This window comes from Congregibacter sp. (assembly GCF_965660375.1).
Lineage (GTDB): Bacteria > Pseudomonadota > Gammaproteobacteria > Pseudomonadales > Halieaceae > Congregibacter.
In genome coordinates, this window is record NZ_CBFHZO010000060.1 from 1 (window position 1) to 20771 (window position 20771).

The 20771-nt window shown below is 57.9% G+C and carries 17 protein-coding genes; 10 read left to right on the plus strand and 7 right to left on the minus strand.

All coding sequences use genetic code 11. From position 1 onward, the window contains the following. On the minus strand, positions 1-1212 hold a 1212-nt coding region (locus ACTG3T_RS05215; RefSeq protein ID WP_439101208.1), incomplete at its 3' end, for a dipeptidase. Positions 1213-1345: 133 nt separating this feature from the next. Between ACTG3T_RS05215 and ACTG3T_RS05220 the strand changes: the two genes are divergently transcribed. The 7 genes from ACTG3T_RS05220 (at position 1346) to nhaA (ending at position 9446) form a co-directional block, all read left to right on the plus strand. Further along, on the plus strand, positions 1346-2086 hold the full coding sequence (locus ACTG3T_RS05220; RefSeq protein WP_439101209.1) for a hypothetical protein: 741 nt from the start codon (positions 1346-1348) through the stop codon (positions 2084-2086). After that, the gene (locus ACTG3T_RS05225) at positions 2073-4430 is read left to right on the plus strand and encodes a putative bifunctional diguanylate cyclase/phosphodiesterase (RefSeq protein ID WP_439101210.1); all 2358 of its coding nucleotides are present in this window, start codon (positions 2073-2075) and stop codon (positions 4428-4430) included. The genes ACTG3T_RS05220 and ACTG3T_RS05225 overlap by 14 nt, the downstream gene beginning before the upstream one ends. Next, positions 4417-5262: a DUF3034 family protein gene (locus tag ACTG3T_RS05230; RefSeq protein ID WP_439101211.1), complete on the plus strand. Its 846-nt coding sequence runs from the start codon at positions 4417-4419 to the stop codon at positions 5260-5262. The genes ACTG3T_RS05225 and ACTG3T_RS05230 overlap by 14 nt, the downstream gene beginning before the upstream one ends. A 68-nt stretch (positions 5263-5330) precedes the next feature. Next, positions 5331-5768, plus strand: a complete 438-nt coding sequence (locus tag ACTG3T_RS05235; protein ID WP_439101212.1) for a group I truncated hemoglobin — start codon at positions 5331-5333, stop codon at positions 5766-5768. Positions 5769-5871: 103 nt separating this feature from the next. Continuing rightward, positions 5872-6495 carry a class I SAM-dependent DNA methyltransferase gene (locus tag ACTG3T_RS05240; RefSeq protein ID WP_439101213.1) on the plus strand — a complete coding sequence of 208 codons (624 nt, stop codon included), beginning with the start codon at positions 5872-5874 and terminating at the stop codon, positions 6493-6495. 62 nt (positions 6496-6557) lie between these two features. Beyond that, positions 6558-7976 carry a class II fumarate hydratase gene (locus ACTG3T_RS05245; RefSeq protein WP_439101214.1) on the plus strand — a complete coding sequence of 473 codons (1419 nt, stop codon included), beginning with the start codon at positions 6558-6560 and terminating at the stop codon, positions 7974-7976. Between the two features lie 102 nt (positions 7977-8078). Then, the gene (gene nhaA, locus ACTG3T_RS05250; protein ID WP_439101215.1) at positions 8079-9446 is read left to right on the plus strand and encodes a Na+/H+ antiporter NhaA; all 1368 of its coding nucleotides are present in this window, start codon (positions 8079-8081) and stop codon (positions 9444-9446) included. Between the two features lie 3 nt (positions 9447-9449). On the opposite strand, the gene ACTG3T_RS05255 is transcribed toward nhaA, so the two are convergent. Both ACTG3T_RS05255 and ACTG3T_RS05260 read right to left on the minus strand, forming a co-directional pair. Next, positions 9450-10796, minus strand: coding sequence for a DUF2254 domain-containing protein (locus tag ACTG3T_RS05255; protein WP_439101216.1), 1347 nt, complete (start codon positions 10794-10796; stop codon positions 9450-9452). Positions 10797-10855: 59 nt separating this feature from the next. Then, the gene (locus ACTG3T_RS05260; protein ID WP_439101217.1) at positions 10856-11203 is read right to left on the minus strand and encodes a hypothetical protein; all 348 of its coding nucleotides are present in this window, start codon (positions 11201-11203) and stop codon (positions 10856-10858) included. 255 nt (positions 11204-11458) lie between these two features. On the opposite strand from ACTG3T_RS05260, the gene dusA reads away from it, so the two are divergent. Genes dusA through ACTG3T_RS05275 form a run of 3 tightly spaced genes read left to right on the plus strand, consistent with a single transcriptional unit; the run spans position 11459 to position 13829 of the window. Next, positions 11459-12400, plus strand: coding sequence for a tRNA dihydrouridine(20/20a) synthase DusA (dusA, locus tag ACTG3T_RS05265; protein WP_439101235.1), 942 nt, complete (start codon positions 11459-11461; stop codon positions 12398-12400). Between the two features lie 35 nt (positions 12401-12435). Further along, positions 12436-13389: a transaldolase gene (gene tal / locus ACTG3T_RS05270; RefSeq protein ID WP_439101218.1), complete on the plus strand. Its 954-nt coding sequence runs from the start codon at positions 12436-12438 to the stop codon at positions 13387-13389. Continuing rightward, on the plus strand, positions 13386-13829 hold the full coding sequence (locus ACTG3T_RS05275) for a TerB family tellurite resistance protein (protein WP_439101219.1): 444 nt from the start codon (positions 13386-13388) through the stop codon (positions 13827-13829). Before tal ends, ACTG3T_RS05275 begins: the two co-directional genes overlap by 4 nt. A gap of 67 nt (positions 13830-13896) precedes the next feature. On the opposite strand, the gene ACTG3T_RS05280 is transcribed toward ACTG3T_RS05275, so the two are convergent. From ACTG3T_RS05280 to hrpA, 4 genes are all read right to left on the minus strand, one after another. Further along, the gene (locus tag ACTG3T_RS05280; RefSeq protein WP_439101220.1) at positions 13897-14379 is read right to left on the minus strand and encodes an STAS domain-containing protein; all 483 of its coding nucleotides are present in this window, start codon (positions 14377-14379) and stop codon (positions 13897-13899) included. Further along, positions 14376-15569, minus strand: a complete 1194-nt coding sequence (locus ACTG3T_RS05285) for a PP2C family protein-serine/threonine phosphatase (RefSeq protein WP_439101221.1) — start codon at positions 15567-15569, stop codon at positions 14376-14378. Before ACTG3T_RS05285 ends, ACTG3T_RS05280 begins: the two co-directional genes overlap by 4 nt. Before the next feature lie 128 nt (positions 15570-15697). Continuing rightward, positions 15698-16453: an MlaA family lipoprotein gene (locus ACTG3T_RS05290; RefSeq protein WP_439101222.1), complete on the minus strand. Its 756-nt coding sequence runs from the start codon at positions 16451-16453 to the stop codon at positions 15698-15700. Positions 16454-16966: 513 nt separating this feature from the next. After that, entirely contained in the window at positions 16967-20743 is a 3777-nt protein-coding gene (gene hrpA, locus ACTG3T_RS05295) for an ATP-dependent RNA helicase HrpA (RefSeq protein ID WP_439101223.1), read from the minus strand. Positions 20744-20771: the final 28 nt, after the last annotated feature.

Genomic DNA, 20771 nt, shown 5'->3' on the forward strand with positions numbered 1-20771 from the left:
CTTCTGGAGGCGCTGCGCTTCCTCTTCGTTGGCTTGAAGCACCCGCAGAACATTTTCGCCACCGATAGCCTCACAGTCCGCATCGCTGTAACCGCGACGTTTCAGCTCCGCAAAGAGCGCCGGGTAAGTGGACACATCTTCAAGTCCCTGCACCACAGAACTGATGCCATCGAAGTCACCGCCGAGGCCAATATGCTCAACACCCGCAAGCTTGCGGATATGGTCGATGTGATCCGCCACCTGAGCCAGGGTTGCCTCTGGCTTGGCGTGAGTAGATTCCCACTCGGCAAGACCCGCTTCCTGAAGGGTCTCATCGTAGGGATGCATGGCTTTTAAACGGGCTTCCTCGCCGGTTCTTGCCAGGTCCCAATCCCGCCGCTCCTGAGAAATGTAGCCAGGCACAAAGGTCACCATAACCACGCCGCCATTTTCCGGGAGGCGTTTGAGCACGGCGTCAGGCACGTTACGCGGATGATCATTAAGACCCCGTGCCGAGGAATGGGAAAAAATCACCGGTGCTGTTACGGAATCTAAAGCGTCATGCATGGTGGCCTCGGTCACGTGGGACAAATCCACAAGCATCCCCAGTCGGTTCATTTCCCCAACCACGGTCTCTCCGAATGTCGTGAGGCCATCGTGACGCGGCGCATCCGTGGCTGAGTCCGCCCAGGCCAAACCCTTGCTGTGCGTGAGCGTCATATAGCGGGCGCCGGCGGCATACAGGGACCGGAGAGTCCCCAGAGAGTTCTCAATGGCGTGGCCGCCCTCGATACCCATGAGGGACCCTATTTTTCCCTCGGCGGCCGCGCGGCGTATATCTTCGGCGGTCATGGCCAGGACGAGGTCATCGGGGTAACGCTCCACCAGTCGGCGCACTACGTCCATTTGTTGCAGAACCCGCGCCGCGTCACCCGCTGCACCGCCGTAGCTGTCGATGGGAATGTAAACGGACCAGAACTGGGCTCCCACACCACCCTCCCGCAATCGCGGAATATCCGTATGCAGGGGCGGCTCCATGCCCTCCTGTCGCTTTGCCACATCCAGGGGTGCAAGCCGGTTACCGTAGCGCTCGTGGTATTGCCAGGGCAGATCATTATGACCATCAATGACCATGAACGTCGCCGAATCCGCGCTCCAAGCCGGGAGTGCGAGAGTGGTAGACAGCAGCGCCGCCGCTGACATCGAAAAAAGACCTGAGAGTGTGTTTTGCATGCTGCCTCGCTAGCTTGGACCGGGAGGGGGATTTGATCACATATTTGATGACTATTGTGCGTTCTGCCTTGCCTCTTGGCCAGTGAATGGCATCATGCGGCCACGTATCACCGTGATGTGGACAGGAAACCCAATGCCAAGGCTTTTTTTAGCCAGCGCCGCGCTCTACAGTTATTTACCAGCAGCAGCCCTTGCGGTCACACTCTCCCTGCTAGGCACACTGGCGTTCACGAAGGGCGCCCTCGCCGATAGTCAGCTGTTGTTCGAGGATGAGACCGGGGCGCCGCTCTCTGACGTAGTGGTCTGGCCGATGTCCGCAGCCCCGTCGCTGCAACAGACGATGCCGGATGATGGAAGCTCTGGCAGAGCGGCAGCCCCGTCCCGGAACGTTGATCAGCGCAACAAACGCTTTGAGCCCTTTATCAGCAGCGTGAAGCCAGGCACCAATGTCTTTTTTCCTAACAGTGACGACACGCGCCACCATGTGTATTCCTTTTCCGAGGGCAATGCCTTCGAGAGAAAGTTATACCGCGCGAACGAAGCCGAGCCCGTGCGCTTTGCTAATGAGGGTATCGTCGCCCTCGGCTGTAACATCCACGACAACATGCAGGCCTACATTGTCGTGAGTAACGATGCGATTGTGCAGAGCAATGGTTCGGGCCGTGCCAGCCTGCCCGATGGCACACTTGCGGTACGAATATGGCATCCGTCTCTCGGTGACGAACCCTTGGAGATGACGTTGAATGAACTGACAAGGGTTGGATCAGACGCTTATTCCTGGCAGCTGCCTTTTACCTGGTCGGACCCACAGGCGCCCAAGAGTACAGCCCAACTGGAGTCCCTCCTCAAGCAGTTCTCCCGTGATCCCAAGTAGCCTTGCGGGGCGCTTGCTGGCCCTCCTGGTAGGTTTGCTTGGAGCGGCCCTTCTGGCATCCACCGTAGCTGCGCTGCGTGCGGCAAACGCCAACGTCACAACCCTGGTGACCAGTGAGCTGGAGGTGCGGGACCGCATCGCCCGCTTTGCTCTCGCGCAGCGGGCCGAATCCCTTGGAGAGCGCGTGGGCGTGGTCACCGCCGATTTTGCCTTCAAGGCGGCGGTTGCCAGTAACGACAGAAACACCGTTCTCTCTGCCCTGGCAAATCACGGCGAACGGCTGAATGCTGATCTCGCGATTTTGTTGGATACGGACCGTTCCATCGTGCTGACCTCTGCAGATGCGAAGGAGGTGCCCGCGTCCCTCCTGACGAGTATCGATACCACATCCCTTAAAACCGACACCATGCTTGAAGTCGTGGATAATCGCGTCTATCAACTAGTGGTGAGCCCCGTGCTCGCGCCCGCCCCCATTGGCTGGCTTGTGATTGGTGAAGAGCTGGATGAGCAGACACTGTCGGAATTAGCACAGCTGACGAATGCAGACGTCAGTCTCATGGTGTCGGGACAAACAGCAGACTCCACGCAGCTCATCTCTACACTCGGCTTTGCCCGGGAGCTCGCGACGCTCAAGGTGGATGACGTGGTCGAGGTGCTTGGCGAGCAGGGTTGGCTCACCCGCCCCGTCCCCCTGAAAGTTGATGCCACAGCAACAGCACTGCGCACGGATTTGTTACTGTCCCTTTCCCTGGATGCCGCGCTGGCTGAATACAACCCGCTCCGTTTGCAACTGATTGCCATCGCATTGATTGCCCTTGTGCTGGCAATCCTCCTCGCCCTGGCGGCATCACGGTGGATTACCGGACCGGTGAAAGACATGGTGACCGCCGCCCAGCGCATCGCCAACGGCGAGTACTCCTATGACCTCAAGTTAGACAGCGGCACCGAGCTCGACACCCTGGCGGAAGCCCTCAGCGTCATGCAGGACACCGTCGCGGAACGTGAATTTCGGATACAACATCAGGCACAGCATGATCTTCTGACACAGCTGCCAAATCGCAATTACATGTACACCCTCTATCAGCGTTATCTTCGGGAACACCCCATCCGGGCATCCTTTGGTCTGGCACTCATGGAACTGGAAAACCTGGCCCAGGTGCGGGACCTCTATGGCAGCGAATTTGGCGACGAGGTGTTGCGGGCAGCCTCTCAGCGCGTGACGCATAGTCTCCGCCGCGGCGATATGGCGGGTCGCGTGGGTGATCAACAGATTCTCCTGTTTTTACAGGGCCTCGGCCCCGACGAAACAGGTTCCGTCATCGAAAAAATCAACGAGCAAAGCCAGGACCCGCTGCTAATCAATGGCGTACCCGTTCGCCCGGATCTGCGCCTCGGTTTTTCCTTCAGTCCCAGCCATGGCAGCGACTTTGATGATCTTCAACGCCGAGCGCAGTTGGCGCTGAGCCTTGCACGCAACCAGGGTCAGGAATTTGCCGTGTATTCCCTAGGTCAGGACGAGTCTCACCTGCGCCAGATCCGCATTGCCAACCGTCTCCAGGAGGCCATTGGCGAAGACGTTTTTCATCTGCTGTATCAGCCCAAGTTCAGCATCGGCGAGCGCCGTATTAACAGCGCTGAGGCGCTCATCCGCTGGGACGATCCCGAATTGGGCAAGGTATTCCCTGATGAGTTTATTACCATCGCCGAGCAAACGGGCATCATCAGCAAGCTCAGCGAGTGGGTGGTTGCCCGGGTGATCGAGGACCAGGTGAATTTACGCAAGGCGGGTATCGACATAGCCATCAGCGTCAACCTGTCAGGACTTGATGTACTTCAGGAGGGTTTTGTCGACGGCATTCTTGAGGATGTACAACAAGCCGGGCTTCCCGTGGATTCGGTGGAGCTGGAAGTGACAGAAACCGCCATGATGGCCGATGCCGACTCCGCACGACGGAATATGGAACGGGTAGAGAAGCTCGGCATGCGCATCTCCATCGACGACTACGGCACGGGGTTTTCGTCCCTGGCGCAGCTGCGGAGTCTGCCGGTTCGGGAACTCAAGCTGGATCGCAGCCTGGTAGACACCATAGACGAAGAGCTGGGCGACCGACTTATTGTGCGATCTACCATCGACATGGCCCATCACCTCGGATTGGAAGTTGTCGCAGAGGGTGTGGAAACCGCGGCAATCCTGGCGCTCCTTCGTGATATGCATTGCGATGTGATTCAGGGCTACCTCCTAGCCAAGCCCATGACGGTTCGTGCGTTACGCGAGCTTCTCGCGCAGGAAGCCCAAAGCACGGCACATATGATCGAGACGCTGGATCATCATGCGGGCCTTTAACGCATCTACGGTTCTCCTGTCCGTCGCGCTGGCGGCGACTGCCCTCCCCGCTACCGGGGACAGCAAACTCCTGGGCACCTCCGGTGGGCAGCAAATTGAGGGGCAGGCAGGCGGCGGCATCGTCCCCTGGGCATTACTCGCCGGTTATGGCGATGTCGGTGAATACGGAGTAAGCGCGGCTGCGACCCGGGTAGCGGTAGATGATTTCACCCTGGATGTCGCAGGCCTTGCGGTGAGCTATCACAATCGATTTGAACTCAGTTTTGCCAGGCAGACCCTCGATGTGGCACCGCTTGGGCTTGAGATCCAGCAGGATATCCTCGGCGGCAAGCTCCGTTTGGGCGGCGACTTGATCTACGGCAAAACCCCGATGATCACCGCGGGTATGCAGTGGAAGAAAAACCGCGACAGTACGGTACCCGAGTTATTGGGGGCAGCTGATGATGAGGGCATGGACTACACGCTGTCGGCCAGTCGTCTCTGGCTGGACGCCTTTGCAGGACGAAACGTTTTCGCCAATGCCACTCTTCGCTATACAGAGGCTCACCAGACGGGTTTGCTGGGATTTGGCTATCCCGACGGCGACAGTCCTCAGCTGGTGGCAGAGGGCTCCCTGGGCATTTTTCTCAGCCGCCGCTGGGTCCTGGGTTTTGAGTATCGACAAAAACCGGATCAGCTCCAGAGCGTCAGCGAGGATGCCTGGGCGGATCTGTTTGTAGGGTGGTTCCCCGGCAAGCGCGTATCGTTAATCGGGGCTTACACGGATCTGGGCGACATCGCCGGATTGACGGACCAACGAGGCTTTTACCTATCGCTACAATTTACCCATTGATGGCCGCTGCTTACCCAGTGCTGGCCGCTGCGCTCCGAACCTGGTCGGCTTTTCCTGCCGGGAGTTTCATGAGAGGTACCACCACCGCCGCCATCGCAACCCTTGCCACAACCACCCTCCTCACCGCCTGCGCTATGGTAGAACCGGAGCCCGACGCTCTTTATCGCGAACTGGGTCAACAGCAGGGTATTGAAGCTATTGTGGATGAATTTCTTTACGCCCTTGCGGACAACGAGCGGTCTCTGCCCCTGTTTGCCAATACGAATATTGAACGCTTCAGGACGCAGTTTGCCCTGCAACTTTGCGCCGTCAGTGGCGGACCCTGTCAGTACGAAGGCGATAGCATGGAGGCAACACACCGGGGCATGAACATCGACCGGGCACAGTTCAATACCGTTGTGAGTGACCTTATTCAGGCCATGGAGGCCAGGGATGTGCCCACGGGCACGCAGAATGCACTGCTCGCGCGACTTGCCCCCATGTACTCGGAGATCGCCGGCCACTAAAAGCCGGCATTCCCCCCCAGGCTAGCCACTCCATACCCCCGCCTGCACTTCCGAAGCAGCCATGATAGGGTTTCTTCACACTTCGTAAGTGGGAGGGAAGACCGTGGGCAAGCGATCCGACATTCATGACCGGGTGTTACGTGCAAAATCCTTAGATCAGCTGGAGAGCGTCTATAGCGAATGGGCTGAGGGCTATGATGAAGACCTCGTCGATGGAGCGGGCTATGTTGCCCCCAGACAATGCGCAGAAACGCTCCTTGCACACCTCCCCGGCGCTAACAGCACAATTCTCGACGCCGGTTGCGGCACGGGACTTGTAGGCAAGTATCTGGCTGAGGCCGGGGTTTCATTCATCGATGGACTCGATTACTCCCCTGACATGCTCGAGGTTGCCGCCAACAAAGGCTGCTACCGCACGCTGCTCAGAGCGGACCTCAATCAGCCGCTGGAAATCCCCGACCAGAGTTACAACGCCACTGCATGTGTGGGCACCTTTACCTCCGGACATGTTGGCCCCGGGGCCCTCAGGGAACTTGTCAGGGTAACGGCTCCGGACGGCTTCGTGAGCTTCACCGTCCGAGACAGCTTCTGGAACGAGTCCGGATTTTCTGAGGTAGTCGAGCGCCTGAGAAAAACCGGGGCTGCCAGGATTGTCAGCAAGGAACAGGTGCCCTACATCGTTAGCGAAGGCTCCCTTTGCCAGCAGATACTCTTGCAGGCGGCCTGACGCCGCAGTTACGAAAAGTACAGGGAGAGCTTTCAATACTGACCCAAGCAACGGAGACAAACATGCAAGCGAACGAGGACCCCATTGATGTCGGGAAATGGCGCGAAGAACGCGATAGCCTCGGCGTAGTAAAAGTACCGGAAAACGCCCTCTGGGGCGCTCAAACGCAGCGTGCAATAGACAACTTTTCCATTGGTGGCGAAGCCCTCCCCCCTGCATTTATTCAATCTCTTGCAGCCATAAAAGCTGCCGCCGCGTCGGCAAACGCCGAGCTTGGTCTTCTAGATAACGCTGTAGCGAGCGCTTTGATCGACGCTGCTGAACAAATCATGCAGGGCGACTACGCCCGGCATTTTCCCGTCGATGTCTACCAGACGGGCTCTGGCACCAGCAGCAACATGAACATGAATGAGGTGCTTGCGCGCCTCGCAAGCCAGAAAATCGCCCGGGAGGTCCATCCCAACGATCACGTAAACCTGGGACAGAGCAGCAACGACGTGATCCCCAGTACGCTGCAGCACGCGGTTTGCACAGTCGCCGTCAAAGAACTTCTCCCCGCTCTTGCAGACCTTGAGCAAGGATTGCGGGCGCGCGCGAGTGAATTTTCAGGCGTCGTAAAAACCGGACGCACCCATCTCATGGACGCCATGCCTATCCGGCTCGATCAGGAACTGGGAGCGTGGGCTGCGGACATTGCAGACGCCCGAAAAGGCGTTGAGTGGTCTCTCGGGCGCCTCAGACAATTACCCATCGGTGCGACAGCGGTGGGCACCGGTGTCAACACACCCAGGGAGTTCGGGCCGGCGGTCGCTCGCTATCTTTCAAGAGCCGCGGACCAGACGTTTCTCGCACAGGACGGCTTCTGCAATCTCGGCAGTCAGGATGCGTCGGTCAGCATGAGCGGGCAACTGAATGTTGTAGCCACAGCGCTCCTGAAGCTCAGTAATGATCTTCGATGGATGAACAGCGGGCCTCACTCCGGGTTGAGCGAACTGGCTCTGCCTGCCCTGCAGCCCGGCAGCAGCATCATGCCGGGCAAGGTCAACCCGGTAATACCGGAAGCGGTGGCCATGGCCTGCATTCAGGTAAGCGGCCTCCACGCTTCCATCACAGCCGCCGGTCAGTCGGGCAATTTCCAGCTCAACGTGATGCTGCCACTTATTGCCCGCAATTTACTGGAAGCCGTCACCCTCCTTGCTCGTAGTGCAGGATCCTTAAATGAGAAAGCGATCAGTGGTTTTATAGTTAACAGCGACCACCTCGCCGAGAGGCTATCGCACAACCCGATTCTCGTCACCGCACTGAACAGCCATATTGGCTACGCCCAGGGCGCGACAATTATGAAAGAAGTTGAAGCAAGCCAGAGAAGCGTACTGGATGTGGCCCTGGAGAAAACCGATCTCAGTCGGGAACAACTCGAGGCGCTCCTGGATCCCATGATGCTGACAGAACCAGGCATTCCCGGCGTGGGGAAGCCCTGATTACCCTAGCGTAATTTAACGCTCTTCACTCAGCGCTCTGCAGTATTCATTCGGCACCGACATCGATGCATCAATTTACATTTCACCAAAAGGGAGCCTTTAGTGTCCTCCAAAGAAGATAATCATCGCGAGAAAGCCCCGCTGGAGAAACCCGCAGAAAAGCTCCTGGCGCCTCTGAATCAGTTCGTTCGCAGTCAGGCTGCCACCGGCATCCTCCTCGCAGTCGCTGTTTCACTGGCTATGGTGATGGCGAATAGCGGTTTCCAGGATCTCTACGAGAAAATCAAACACGTGCCTCTGGGTGTTTCCCTGGGTTCCATGGCGGTTGATATGTCCCTCAAGCACTGGATCAACGACGGTTTGATGGTGCTGTTCTTTTTCCTTCTGGGCCTGGAAATCAAACGCGAACTTATCGCGGGAGAACTGCGGGATGTGCGCAAGTCCAGTCTGGTTTTTTTCATGGCCGCCGGAGGCATGGTCCTCCCCGCCCTCGTCTATCTCGGTGTAAACCTGATAACCGGCGCGGATGCGGCGCGGGGCTGGGGCATACCCATGGCCACAGATACCGCTTTTGCCCTGGGCATTCTGGCGGCTATGGGCAACCGCGTACCCCGGGTTGCCATCGTACTCTTGTCAGCGCTGGCGATCCTGGACGATATCGGCGCCGTTATGGTCATCAGTATCTTCTATACCGATGAGGTATTCATGGCGCCTTTACTCAACGCGCTCTTTGTACTGTTGCTGCTGGCGGTACTGAACCTGTCGGGATTCAGGCGCCCCCTCCCCTACGGGCTACTGGGCATTGCACTTTGGTGGTTCGTACTTCAGTCCGGGGTCCACGCGACCACAGCAGGCATCGTGGCCGCTATGGCGGTACCGGCGCGCCCCTATGGGAGCACGACGTGGTTTCTTGAAAAGATGGAGGATATCGTCCCACGCTTTCGCAAAAACCACGATCCGGATCGGAGCGTACTGGAGAAAAACGAGCACGAGGAACTGGCCGAAGAGGCGCGAAAAGTTGCCCGCGCCACCATTACCCCCTTACAGCGCTGGGAGCGGGCCATGGACACTCCCGTGAGTCTTATGATCGTACCGGTATTTGCCTTCCTGAATGCGGGAGTGCTGTTACCCGATAACCTGGGCTATCTGTTTACCGCCCCCGTGCCTCTGGCGGCGGCCCTTGGACTCACCGTGGGTAAAACGGTAGGTATCAGTGCCTTTGCTTGGCTAGGCCTCAAACTCGGTGTTGCCCGCATGCCTGAGGATCTGGTTTTTGCGCATCTGGTGGGTCTTGCCTGTCTGGCGGGTATTGGTTTTACCATGTCGCTGTTTGTGAATTCACTGGCCTTTGAAAATGCAGCCTCCCTTCAGGAAGACGCCAAACTGGGCATCCTCATGGGATCGCTGACCGCCGCAATCCTGGGCACCTCGATACTTCTGTGGCTCCATCGGCGGGACGAGGGTCCTTAGCCTTCATGCGCTGATTTGCGATGAGGATTTGTTGGTTCCCGCCAGGAGGCGCTGTAGGCTTTGCCTGACCGGGGACAGATCGTGGGAAGAATGAGCCTCGCTATCGATTTGCGCCCAGATTCGCTCTCCTTCGGCCCGGAGCAGGGAAAGACGATCCTGACGCAGGGTAAGCGCCGCGAGTCGAATCAGCGACTGCATGAGTCGCAAACTGACCTGCAGGTCGTCTGAACTCGACTGACGCATGGACGCATAAATGAGTTCCACAAGATAAGCAAAGTCCACGGGGCTAAGGAGCAGGCGCGCATCCTTTTCACGCCCCAGCACAACGCTACCCGGCAAATCCGCATCCACTACTTCCGACAGTGCGAGGGTGAGCCAATCTATGCAGGTAATGGCAGTACCCGGGTCGTTAATGCCCGTAGACAACGCACGGGCTGCTATTTGCTGGATCTGTGTGATGGGGAATTCCGGGTCCTGAATCGGCGTTCGAATGGGCCCTGTGGAGATTTCCCTACGCAGCTGGCTCCCGACATCATCGAGATCAATGCCGTCGGCCGACCATATCCGCAACAACTCCGAGCCGGGAATAATAAAGTCCCCAGGTCTGGCGCGCAGAATAGCGATGGCATCGAGATGCCGTAACGTCTCCACGAGAGTTGCGTAATCGACCGTCTGAATATATCCCTCGGCTACGGCGCAGAGGGTCTGCTTTTGCATTCCTGCAGCGGCTTTACGAAAAGACAGAGTGTTCGATTGCCGCTCGGGCATGTCCTCGTTGTCACAAAGTCTCGCCATGTCCTGACGCAACTGTCTACCCAGGCGCTGAATCAGCTGATCCGCCTGAAGATCAATAGCCGTGCGATGAATGAATCCAATGAATTCAATCAGGGCCAGCATCGCCAGCGCCAGCGCGATATACACCGATAGACGGGACTCGTCCCCGGGATGAAGACTGATAGAGACCGCCAGGGCGTAGACCGCGGTACCAAAGAAAATCCCCAGAGAGACCTTGTTTCTCGTGTTTTCCAGAAAGTGTCGCAGAACCTTGGGGCCGTACTGTCCCGAGGTCAGCGTCAGGGCGACCATGGTTACAGAAAAAGAAATGCCTCCCACACTGACGAAGGCGGAGGCGAGCACTCCCATCAACTGACGGGTAGCCTCCACGTCCATACCAAAATCCGGAGACGCAATACCCCACTGGCCAAGGTTTCTGTCGATATCCAGGGCGACGATCGCAAGGACTATGGCCAGAAGCGAGAGCAAGGTGGGGATCAGCCAGATGCTGGTCTTTACCCAGTCGAGATATCGCTTCAGCACCGCAGAGTGAAGAGACTGATTTGTTTTTGCCATAGAGCGGTGCTGCCGCCTAAATGAGCGACGCGGGTTTACAAAGGCCGTTTGAGAGCGACTTAAAGACAGCGGACCTGCAGACGATCATCAACGCAGCGAAGTTCATTCCCGAATCCCAGACCGTCTTTGGAACAAATCTGAATGAGCACCCGACCTCCCGGCGACCCGGCTTCTTCAAGGCTGCTTTGCGCAGCGCTGAGCATGGCGTCGCAATCTGGCATCAGCGACTCCATATCACCCTCTGATAAACCTTGTCTTGTGACGCTACCGCCAAAGAACTCTTCGGCGCCCTCAGCATCTTTCCACCGCCCCTCATCGTTAACCCCACAGCTACTACAAACGGTAGTCATCACCGCTGCCGCAAAGAAGTAACAAAACTGTGCTGTCATGGACTTGAAAGGGATCATGAAACTCCTTTGTAGTTGCTACTGGGTTTTTTACCTTACAGGAGGCGCATTGGTGAATCCAACCGACCAAAGGAGAGCCTTAAAGCCCCGTGGACCTAGTCTTCGCCAGGGGACTGACGTGCAACCAATCCCGGGTGTCGATACAATTGCGCGCTTCTTCACTCCATGGATTCGGCGCATTTCCCCCAGTCAATGCCTTCAGACCTGCCAATAAAAAGAGAACCCTCGCCCTGGCGTTTTTGCACCGCCCCCATGATGGATTGGTCGGATCGTCACTGTCGCTACTTCTGGCGTCTGCTGACCCACCGCGCGCGCCTATACACCGAGATGGTCACCACTGGCGCCCTCATCCACGGAGACCGCCAGCGGTTTTTGCAGTTTCATGAGGAGGAAGCACCCATAGCCCTCCAGCTGGGTGGCTCCAATCCTGAAGACCTGGCGCGCTGTGCAAAGTGGGCTGAGGAGTGGGGTTACGACGAGGTCAACCTCAATTGTGGCTGCCCCTCTGACCGTGTACAGAATGGCGCTTTCGGGGCCTGCCTCATGGGTGAGCCGGCGCTCGTGCGCGACAGCGTGTCAGCCATGCGAGGTGCCTGCTCCATCGATGTCACGGTGAAACATCGCATTGGTATTGATCACATGGAAAGTTATGGGGAGCTTTGCCATTTTGTCGGCACCGTGGCCGAAGGTGGCTCCGAGGTTTTCATCGTGCACGCCCGCAAAGCGTGGCTCAAGGGGCTGTCGCCCAAGGAAAACCGCGAGGTTCCTCCCCTGAATTATCCCTGGGTGTATCAACTCAAGGGGGATTTTCCTGAGCTGACCATTGTGATCAATGGCGGTATCGAGACCCTGGAAGACTCGGGGACACATCTTGGTCACGTGGATGGTGTAATGCTTGGACGCAGCGCCTATCACAATCCCTGGATATTAGCCGAGGTCGACCAGCGCCTGTTTGGAGATGCGAAACAGCCCCGCTATCGTGAGGACGTCATCGAGGCGATCTTGCCCTACGTCGAGAGAGAATTGAGCAATGGGACACGCCTGAACCAGATTACCCGGCATTTGCTGGGCTTGTATCAGGAAGTACCGGGTGCCAAGCGATACCGGCGTCTCCTCAGCGAGCAGGCGCATCGTCCCGGGGCCGGGGTCGACGTCCTCCGGGCTGCCGTCAACGAAGTCACACAGCTGGCCGCCTGAGCCAGGCTGCAACGAGGCCATAAGCAGAGAACCCCATGACCGACAAGCTAAGCCAACTCAAAACCATGACTGACGTAGTGGCCGACACGGGTGACATTGAAGCGATCCGTCGCTTCACGCCGCTGGATGCCACCACTAACCCTTCACTGTTATTGAAGGCCGCAGCTCTTCCCCATTATCAGGATATCCTTCGGGCGGCCAAGGCCCGCGCGAGCAGCGAGGGCGGTAGCGACCGCGAGCAGCTCGCAGCCTGCTGCGATTATTTTGCCGTTGCGGTGGGCACAGAGATTCTGAGCATCGTACCGGGACGGGTGTCCACCGAGGTAGATGCAAGGCTATCCTTTGATCGTACCGGCACCATGGAACGGGCAAAGCGACTCATCGGCTTGTACGAGGAAGCTGGCATTGCCCGGGAGCGCATTCTCATTAAGACCGCATCCACCTGGGAAGGTATCAGCGCAGCGCAGCAGCTGGAACAGGAGGGTATCCAATGTAACCTCACCCTGCTGTTCGGGTTTCCCCAGGCTCAGGCCTGTGCCGATGCTGGCGTGTTTCTCATTTCGCCCTTTGTGGGTCGCATACTGGATTGGTATAAGGCCAATACGGACCTGCAGGTGAACAGCGGTGACGATGACCCCGGCGTGCAGTCCGTAAAGCGTATCTACGACTATTACAAACAGCATGGCTACACCACGGTGGTCATGGGGGCGAGCTTCCGCAATTGCGGCGAAATCGAGGCGCTCGCAGGCTGCGACCGCCTGACCATCAGTCCGGCGCTGCTTGAGGAGTTGGCCAGCGACAAGGGAGCGTTGCCGCGGAGACTCGCCCCAGACAAGGCGGGCAGCGACGACGACAAGACTCTACTGACGGAGGAAGATTTCCGTCTTGCGATCAACGAGGATGCCATGGCGACAGAAAAGCTTGCCGAGGGCATACGCAATTTCATCGCTGACCAGCGGCGACTGGAAACACTGGTGAGCGAACTGTGATTGATGTGCTTAAAAAACTGTTTCTGGAGGGGCCTGAGGAAAACGAAAAAACGCCCGACGAGGTCCGACGCATCGCCACCGCCGCGCTTCTCATCGAAGTTGCGCGCGCCGACTTTGCCCAGGACGCCGAGGAGGAAGCCGCCATGGCGCAACTGCTGACAGGAACCCTCGCCCTGGATAAAACGACCGTGGACGCGCTGATGAGCGAAGCCAACGACGCCGTGGACAACGCCACCTCTCTCTATGAGTTTACCCGCCTGGTGAACGATCATTACGACTACGATGGAAAATGCAGGCTCATTGACGCCATGTGGCGAGTTGCCTACGCCGATCAATCACTGAGCAAATATGAAGAGCACCTGATCCGCCGTGCATCCGAACTGATCTACGTTAATCACGAGGACTTCATCCGTGGAAAAATTGCGGCGAAAGAGGCGTAAGATTAGAGGGCCTGCGCTCATACTAAAACCATGAGGTGCTCAATCGCTTGAGAGCGCGGTGTAAGGGTCAGTGGCGCTCGAGCGTCGCTACCAGTTCACTGAAGCGTTCACGGTTTTCAGAAGATACATCCATAAGCGTACGGTGAGCTTCTAACACCTTCTGGCGCACATCGTCCTCGCTTCCCGGGACCATGGGAATACTCTGGCCACCGCCTGTCGCACAGCAGGTTTTCGCGTGCATTTCAAAAAGACGATCCAGTCCCATGCTGCCAAGCAGACGGTTAATACCGGCATCGCAGCAATAAATCGCGGGGCGGAACTCAAAACGATCATGAACAGACATCGCCAGCTTGGCCAGCTGACCGAGGGTTGTGCTGTCGATACCCTCTACATCACAGAGATCAACCCAGACGCTGCAAAACTCCGGGTCGTCCAGCATGCTGTCAACGTAGTCTTCTATGGAAGCACAGAGCGTCAAGCGGACGTCGCCCACCAGACGCAGCACATAGGCGCCGTCCTTCCGTGCTGCCAGCACCTGGCCATCACTCATGACTCATCACTCACACGTTTGCTCACAAAAAGCGCGGCTATATCATCGGGCGCGGTCTCAGCGCTGTCCAGTCCCAGCTTTGACACTAACTCCTCGGGCGTGTCCGCTGTTCGTGCAAAAACATCGAGGAAAAACGTTTCTTTTTCCACGAGGTTCTTCGGGGGCAGAATTTCCAGAATACCGTCGGAGAACAGCGCCAGCATAAACGCCTCGGGTAGATCCACACTGTAGTCATTGTACTGGGCGTCGCGCATCATCCCCACTGCGTTCCCTTCACCTTCGAGATAAACCGCACCGGCATCGGATACCAGCACAGGCAGCGGCAGATGACCCGCCACGCTGTAATGCAGGGTATTTCGAACCTGGTCCAGCATGCCTACCACCATGGTGGCGTACTTCCCCACATCCAACTCAAGAAGCTCCCGGTTCGCGAGACTGAGCATGGACACGGGACTTAAAATCGTATTGTCATTGCGGCGCAAATAATCGGAGCGCTTCCGGGCAAACAGGTTTTTCAAAAGCACGGTGGTAAAGGCCGATGAGCTTCCGTGGCCCGATACGTCGGCCATAAAAAACACAACGTAATGATCGTCAACGGTGAAGTAATCGGTAAAGTCGCCGCTTAGATACAGCGAGGGAATAATCGTGTGGCTGAACATATAGTCGCTCACCACCATGGGTGAACTGGGCAGCATGCGCATCTGCACCTGACGGCCCGCCTGCTGGTCTTTCTCCAGTACGCGCACGGTGTTTTTGAGCTCGCGGTTGGCGGCCTCCAGCTTTTGCCGGGATTGCTGCAGCTCACGGCTCATGGATCGCAGACGAACACAGCGCTCCATAGAGGCCAGCAGCGCTTCGGGATCGTCCAGAGGCGTCGCAAAGAAGTCGTTAGCGCCCAGGCGCAAGGCCCGCATCATGCTGGCGGAGCGCGATTCGCTGCTGAACATCATTACAGGAACCTGAATGTTCAGCTCCCGAAGGCTGGCCCCCTCCTCCGCCCAGGCTTCAGGGGTGGCCTGTATATCGCATAGCACCACATCCCAATCGCTGTTTTCACCCAACGATGCACTAAAGGAATCCAAAGAATTTGCTACGGAAGTGGTAAAGCCGGCAGAAGAGGCCAGGTCAGCAAGATCGCCGCCCCGGTTCAGATCGTCGTCAATGACCAGTACCTTACCGCTATAGGCCATCCGTTATTACTTCATCAAAATAGTTAGCAGAACCCTACGCCTGCCGTCTCGCACAGGCAACCGAGGCTCTCTGCTTTGAGGAGGAATTCACAATTTTGGCCGTGAGCGGCCGGACAAGTGGATAAACCCTACAGCTCCTGCTCCCAGGCGTCCTCAAAATCCGCAAAATCGTCCTGAATCTCGCCATCGTTCACAAACGATGCTCGCTGCTGGAGATAGGCGTCGCGGACAAAAATGTAGCGGTCACCGGAAATCAGCTCATCAGAGCCCAAAAGCCTCGCCCGCCCATGAACCAGTTCGAGCCCCCAGATACTGTTGCGCACAGCGCGATCATCCACGTAGGGAGGAACCGACAGGGCAAAGGTGTCTACGAGGGTTCCGGTCCCACTGCGAAAGGTACGTGGGCCAAATAGCGGCAGCATCAGATAGGGTCCCTCGGGAACGCCCCAAAGCGCCAGTGTCTGCCCAAAATCCGTGCGGTAGGATCGGATACCCATGGGCGTGGCAACATCGAACAAACCGGCCAACCCCAGGGTGGAGTTCACCAGAAAACGTCCGCCACTCTGCCCCGCGCCTTCCCACCGCCACTGCAATACGGCGTTGAACGTGCTGGTAACATCGTAAAGATTGGCAAAAAAGTTACTGACACCGCGCTGGGCAGGTGCGGGCATCACATAGTCATACCCTTTGGCAATGGGACGCAAAGCCCAACGATCAAGCACGTCGTTTACCGCGAAAATCGGTCGGTTTATCACCTCGAGAGGATCGTCATTGGCCTTGATTCCCGGCGCAAGGAATACGCCAACAATCAGCAGAAACGAGATACCCAGGCGCCGCCACTGCGCTCTACCGACCTGCAGGGGCGCACGCAGAGGAAAGCCCACGGAGGCCGTGAGGAGCGCTGACGCTGCTTGTATGCTTCGATCCCTGATACTCGATTCCTCTGGGGTTTTACCGTGTGCACGCCTGTGGCGTTGCAAAATCGACCCGGTTTTGGTGATCCTGCCTGTCTTGATAGCGATATTGCCGGACTTTACGGCACTGACGTCATTATACGGCGCAAATGGCCAGGACGATTATTCCCGTCTTCCTCTCCCTCTTGTACGCAGGATAGGCCCAGCATATGGCCTGCTCACTTACTGGATAAGCTTGCAAACTTTCTGAATAAGACGCTTTGAACCCTCACTAAATTCCAATAAGTTCTGCGCATTATCAGGTAAAAAGATATACCAGAGGCGATGCAAATCACCAGTCTACGCGGGTCGTAGCGAGCGTCTCAGGCAATAAACCGCGAAGCAAGCTGCGCACCGCGGATCGCTGTTTTTCCATGCTCCTGAGCGGAGACTGGTCACGAGGCGCATAGTTTCCCCAACGCCCTGATGGTTATGCGGCAATATTTACAATGCTTCCGGCAAACGCCCCAGGGTTTTTTGGTGCCAGGTTTCCACCAGCGCCCATTGCGCATTGAGGCGTTTTACGGAAACTGGTCTCGAGGTGCCCAGATGCTGAGCGAACAAGGACACTCGCAGTTCCTGGAGCATCGTCTGGAAGGTATACAGCGATGGAGAGAGCTGGGGACCACCGGGCACTGCCGCCAACAGCTCGTCCATCGGGGATTCCAATGCAGCCAAGGTAGCCTGGTGCTCCTGATCCTTGCGGTAGTTGGCTGCGAGACGCTCTGCCCGCACCACCATGGCCTTCGCATAGCGCGGATAGTGACGTAGCTCCTCGGTGTCCTTGGCGAATAAACCGGCGGCGCTCAGGAGATACCGCCGCTGTGCGGCCATATCCTCTTTGGCTTCCCCGTACTGCCCGGGAAGGCGATGCAATGTCTGCAGGGCATCGCCCATGGCAACCAGCGTGTTTTTCAGCTGCGCTTCCAGGTCGTTGGCCAGAGTGATTACCGATCGCGAAAGCTGCGCACTGGCGGCGTCAAAGGACTCTTTATCCCGACAGCGCCCCGATCCTAATCCTGATGCGTTGAGCGCCAGGGTAGGCAGCACCTCGTCGAGCAGCGCGTCCCGGGAGAGATCGAGGGCCGCAAACAGTAACGCGGTCTCGTTACTCTTTAAAAAGCGTTTACGAAGATCCCGAAAAGCCGGCTTGGCGGATAGCATCAACAAGCGCGCCAGCCCCCGTCGATGCGCCAAAAACGCCTCGCCAGGATAATCAAAGAGCGCAATATTGGCGCTTTCGCCCCCATCCTCAAGGGCCGGATAGGCCAGAATATCCACCCCCGCCTGGCGAAAGGCATACTCGTTGGCAAGCTCCGGAAAGTCCCACGCAACAAGCCCTGAACGTGCGGGAGAGTTGCCGTCAGTGGTGCTGAGCTGCTGACGCGTGGCTTCCTGAAACTCACTGATGAGGCCATCCACGTCGCGACCCTGAGCCAGCAATTTGCCCTTTTCGTCCACCACCCGGAGATTGATACGGTAGTAATCATCAATCGCTGAAAGGGGCCAATCATCCGCCGCGATCCCGGGCCCCCCGACAGCTTTCAAGGCCCCCCCGAGGGCTTCGGTCAGAGGCCGATCCGCGGGTTCCATGCGCGCCAGCGCCCGATCAACCCAGTCGGGCACCGGCACCATCTGCTTACGCAGGGGCTTGGGCAGGCCCTTCACCAGCGCCACACATTTTTCCCGAAGTATTCCCGGCACCAACCACTGCAAGCGAAATCGCGGGAGTCGGTTAAGCAAACCGAGAGGCACGGTAATGGAAACCCCGTCCGCTTCTTTTCCTGGCGCGAACTGATAGCTCAGGCGATAGCGCTGCCCTTCCCACTCAAGACGATCAGGAAAGGCATCGGTCAGGGACCCCGGATCACGGGTTAACAGCTGGTCCCGACGGAGTTTTAGCAGGTTCCCCCGTTTCTCGTCGCCTTTGAGCCAGGCCAGAAGTGACGTGTTGTTGGTGGCATTCTCTGGGAGACATTCGTCGTAAAAACGAAACAGCGTCTCTTCGTCCACCAGCAGATCACGCCGCCGAGCCCGAGATTCAAGATCCTCCACCTCCCGCTGAAGACGCAGATTGTGCTTCAGAAACGCCGGGGGTTTTGACCAGCGGCCGGCGATGAGACCCTCGCGAATGAGGATCTCCCGGCAGAGGGGCGCATCGATTTTGGCGTAATGCACCGCCACGCGATCGCTGATGGTCAGACCAAACAAGGTTGTGCGGCGCCAGGCCACCACCCTGCCCTGCTCCCGCTGCCATCGGGGTTCGTAATACTGGTGTTTAAGCAGCGCGGGATTTACCTGCATGAGCCACTGGGGCTCGATAGCAGCGGCGCTGCGGGCATAGACCCGCTGCGTCTCGACAATCTCCCCCGCCACCAGCCATTTCGGCGGTTTCCGGTAGACCACAGATCCAGGAAACAACTGCAAACGCCGGTTCCTGGCCGCGAGATATTCCCGACGTTCGTCCTGCTGCGCGATATTGCCCAGCAGCCCGGTGAGCAGTGCCCTATGCACCCCCGCGTAATCAGTCTCTTGCGATAACTGAAGGGCAGGTTTGAGACCCTGGCTGCGACAGGCAATGCTGATTTGCCGATGCACGTCCCGCCACTCCCGCATGCGCAGCCATGACAGGTATTCGCGCTTGCAGAGTTTTCGAAGCTTGTTTTCACTAAGCTCCTGACGCTGCTCTTCGTAGTAGCGCCAGAGGTTCACCAGACTCATAAAGTCCGAGCGGGGATCGGCAAAACGAGCGTGGGCCTGGTCGGCCTGGGACTGACGATCGGCCGGGCGCTCCCGCGGATCCTGAATCGACAGGGCACTGGCGATGACCAGCATTTCCGGGAGCACCGAGAACTCCTGCGCCGCAAGAACCATGCGCGATAGCGCGGGATCAATGGGAAAGGTCGCCATACGCCGCCCCAGCCGCGTCAGCTGCTCTTTTGCGTTAACTGCACCCAACTCATCGAGAAGCCGGTAGCCATCGCGAATAAGGCGGCTATCCGGCGGTTCCAAAAAAGGAAACTGTGCAATGTTGCCGAGTCCCAGCTGCAGCATTTGAAGCACGACAGCGGCGAGGTTACTGCGCTTGATTTCGGGGTCGGTAAACTCCGGCCGATTAAGATAATCCTCTTCGGTGTACAGGCGCAGGCAGACTCCGGGGCCTACGCGGCCGCAGCGCCCCCGGCGTTGATCGGCGCTGGCTCTGGAGATGGGTTCGATGGGCAAGCGCTGTACCCGGGTGCGGTAGGAATAACGACTGATCCTGGCTTCACCGGGATCGATAACAAAGCGGATACCAGGAACGGTGACCGAGGTTTCTGCAACGTTCGTGGACAACACGACCCGCAAGCCCCGGGAGCCCCCACGCCCAAAAACCCGCGCCTGTTCACCCTGACTGAGCCGTGCGTAAAGCGGCAGCACATCCAGCCCCGCGGCGCCACGCAGCTGTCGCGCCACATCCCGAATGTCCCGCTCCCCGGACAGAAACACCAACATGTCGCCGGGCTCTCCGTGACGCCCCGCCTGGACATCCTTCACCACCGAAGCGACCTGACGCAGCAGGTCCTCGGAATCGCTGCTATCCCGGGGCAGGTAATGCGTCGTTACCGGGTAGCTTCGTCCGGAAACTTCGATAACCGGGGCATTTGAAAAATGCTCAGAAAAACGCTGCACATCAATGGTGGCACTGGTAACCAGCACTTTTAAGTCGGGACGACGGGGTAACAGGCGCTTGAGATAACCCAGAATGAAATCAATATTGAGACTCCTTTCATGAGCCTCATCAATAATCAGCGTGTCGTACTGGCGCAGATCCCGATCCCGCTGCATTTCGCTAAGGAGAATCCCGTCGGTCATGAGCTTCACCGCGGTGCGTTCCCCCAGTTGTTCCTGAAAACGCACCTGATAGCCCACCAGATCACCCAGGGGCAGTCCCACCTCTTCGGCGATGCGCTGCGCGACGGTGCGGGCGGCAAGGCGGCGAGGTTGAGTATGACCGATACGCTGAACGCGGCCGCGACCCAACTCCATACAAATCTTTGGCAGCTGGGTGGTCTTTCCCGATCCGGTCTCCCCCGCCACGATCACCACCTGATGGTCACGAAGCGCCTCCGCTATCTCCCGACGGTGCTCCGCCACTGGCAGCTCCGCCGGATAGCTGAGCGTCGGCACCTCGCGGAGGACCTGTGCCTGTTGCTCCTGCGAACCCTCTAACTCAGACATAGCACCGGACCTCGCCTGAGGGGTACCC

Bases quoted from the DNA above. Each gene is read 5' to 3' on its own strand.
- ACTG3T_RS05230 (WP_439101211.1), top strand. From the start codon at position 4,417: ATGCGGGCCTTTAACGCATCTACGGTTCTCCTGTCCGTCGCGCTGGCG.
- tal (WP_439101218.1), top strand. From the start codon at position 12,436: ATGACCGACAAGCTAAGCCAACTCAAAACCATGACTGACGTAGTGGCC.
- hrpA (WP_439101223.1), bottom strand. From the start codon at position 20,743: ATGTCTGAGTTAGAGGGTTCGCAGGAGCAACAGGCACAGGTCCTCCGC.
- dusA (WP_439101235.1), top strand. From the start codon at position 11,459: ATGGATTGGTCGGATCGTCACTGTCGCTACTTCTGGCGTCTGCTGACC.
- ACTG3T_RS05260 (WP_439101217.1), bottom strand. From the start codon at position 11,203: ATGATCCCTTTCAAGTCCATGACAGCACAGTTTTGTTACTTCTTTGCG.
- ACTG3T_RS05220 (WP_439101209.1), top strand. From the start codon at position 1,346: ATGCCAAGGCTTTTTTTAGCCAGCGCCGCGCTCTACAGTTATTTACCA.
- ACTG3T_RS05245 (WP_439101214.1), top strand. From the start codon at position 6,558: ATGCAAGCGAACGAGGACCCCATTGATGTCGGGAAATGGCGCGAAGAA.
- ACTG3T_RS05235 (WP_439101212.1), top strand. From the start codon at position 5,331: ATGAGAGGTACCACCACCGCCGCCATCGCAACCCTTGCCACAACCACC.
- ACTG3T_RS05280 (WP_439101220.1), bottom strand. From the start codon at position 14,379: ATGAGTGATGGCCAGGTGCTGGCAGCACGGAAGGACGGCGCCTATGTG.
- ACTG3T_RS05285 (WP_439101221.1), bottom strand. From the start codon at position 15,569: ATGGCCTATAGCGGTAAGGTACTGGTCATTGACGACGATCTGAACCGG.
- ACTG3T_RS05255 (WP_439101216.1), bottom strand. From the start codon at position 10,796: ATGGCAAAAACAAATCAGTCTCTTCACTCTGCGGTGCTGAAGCGATAT.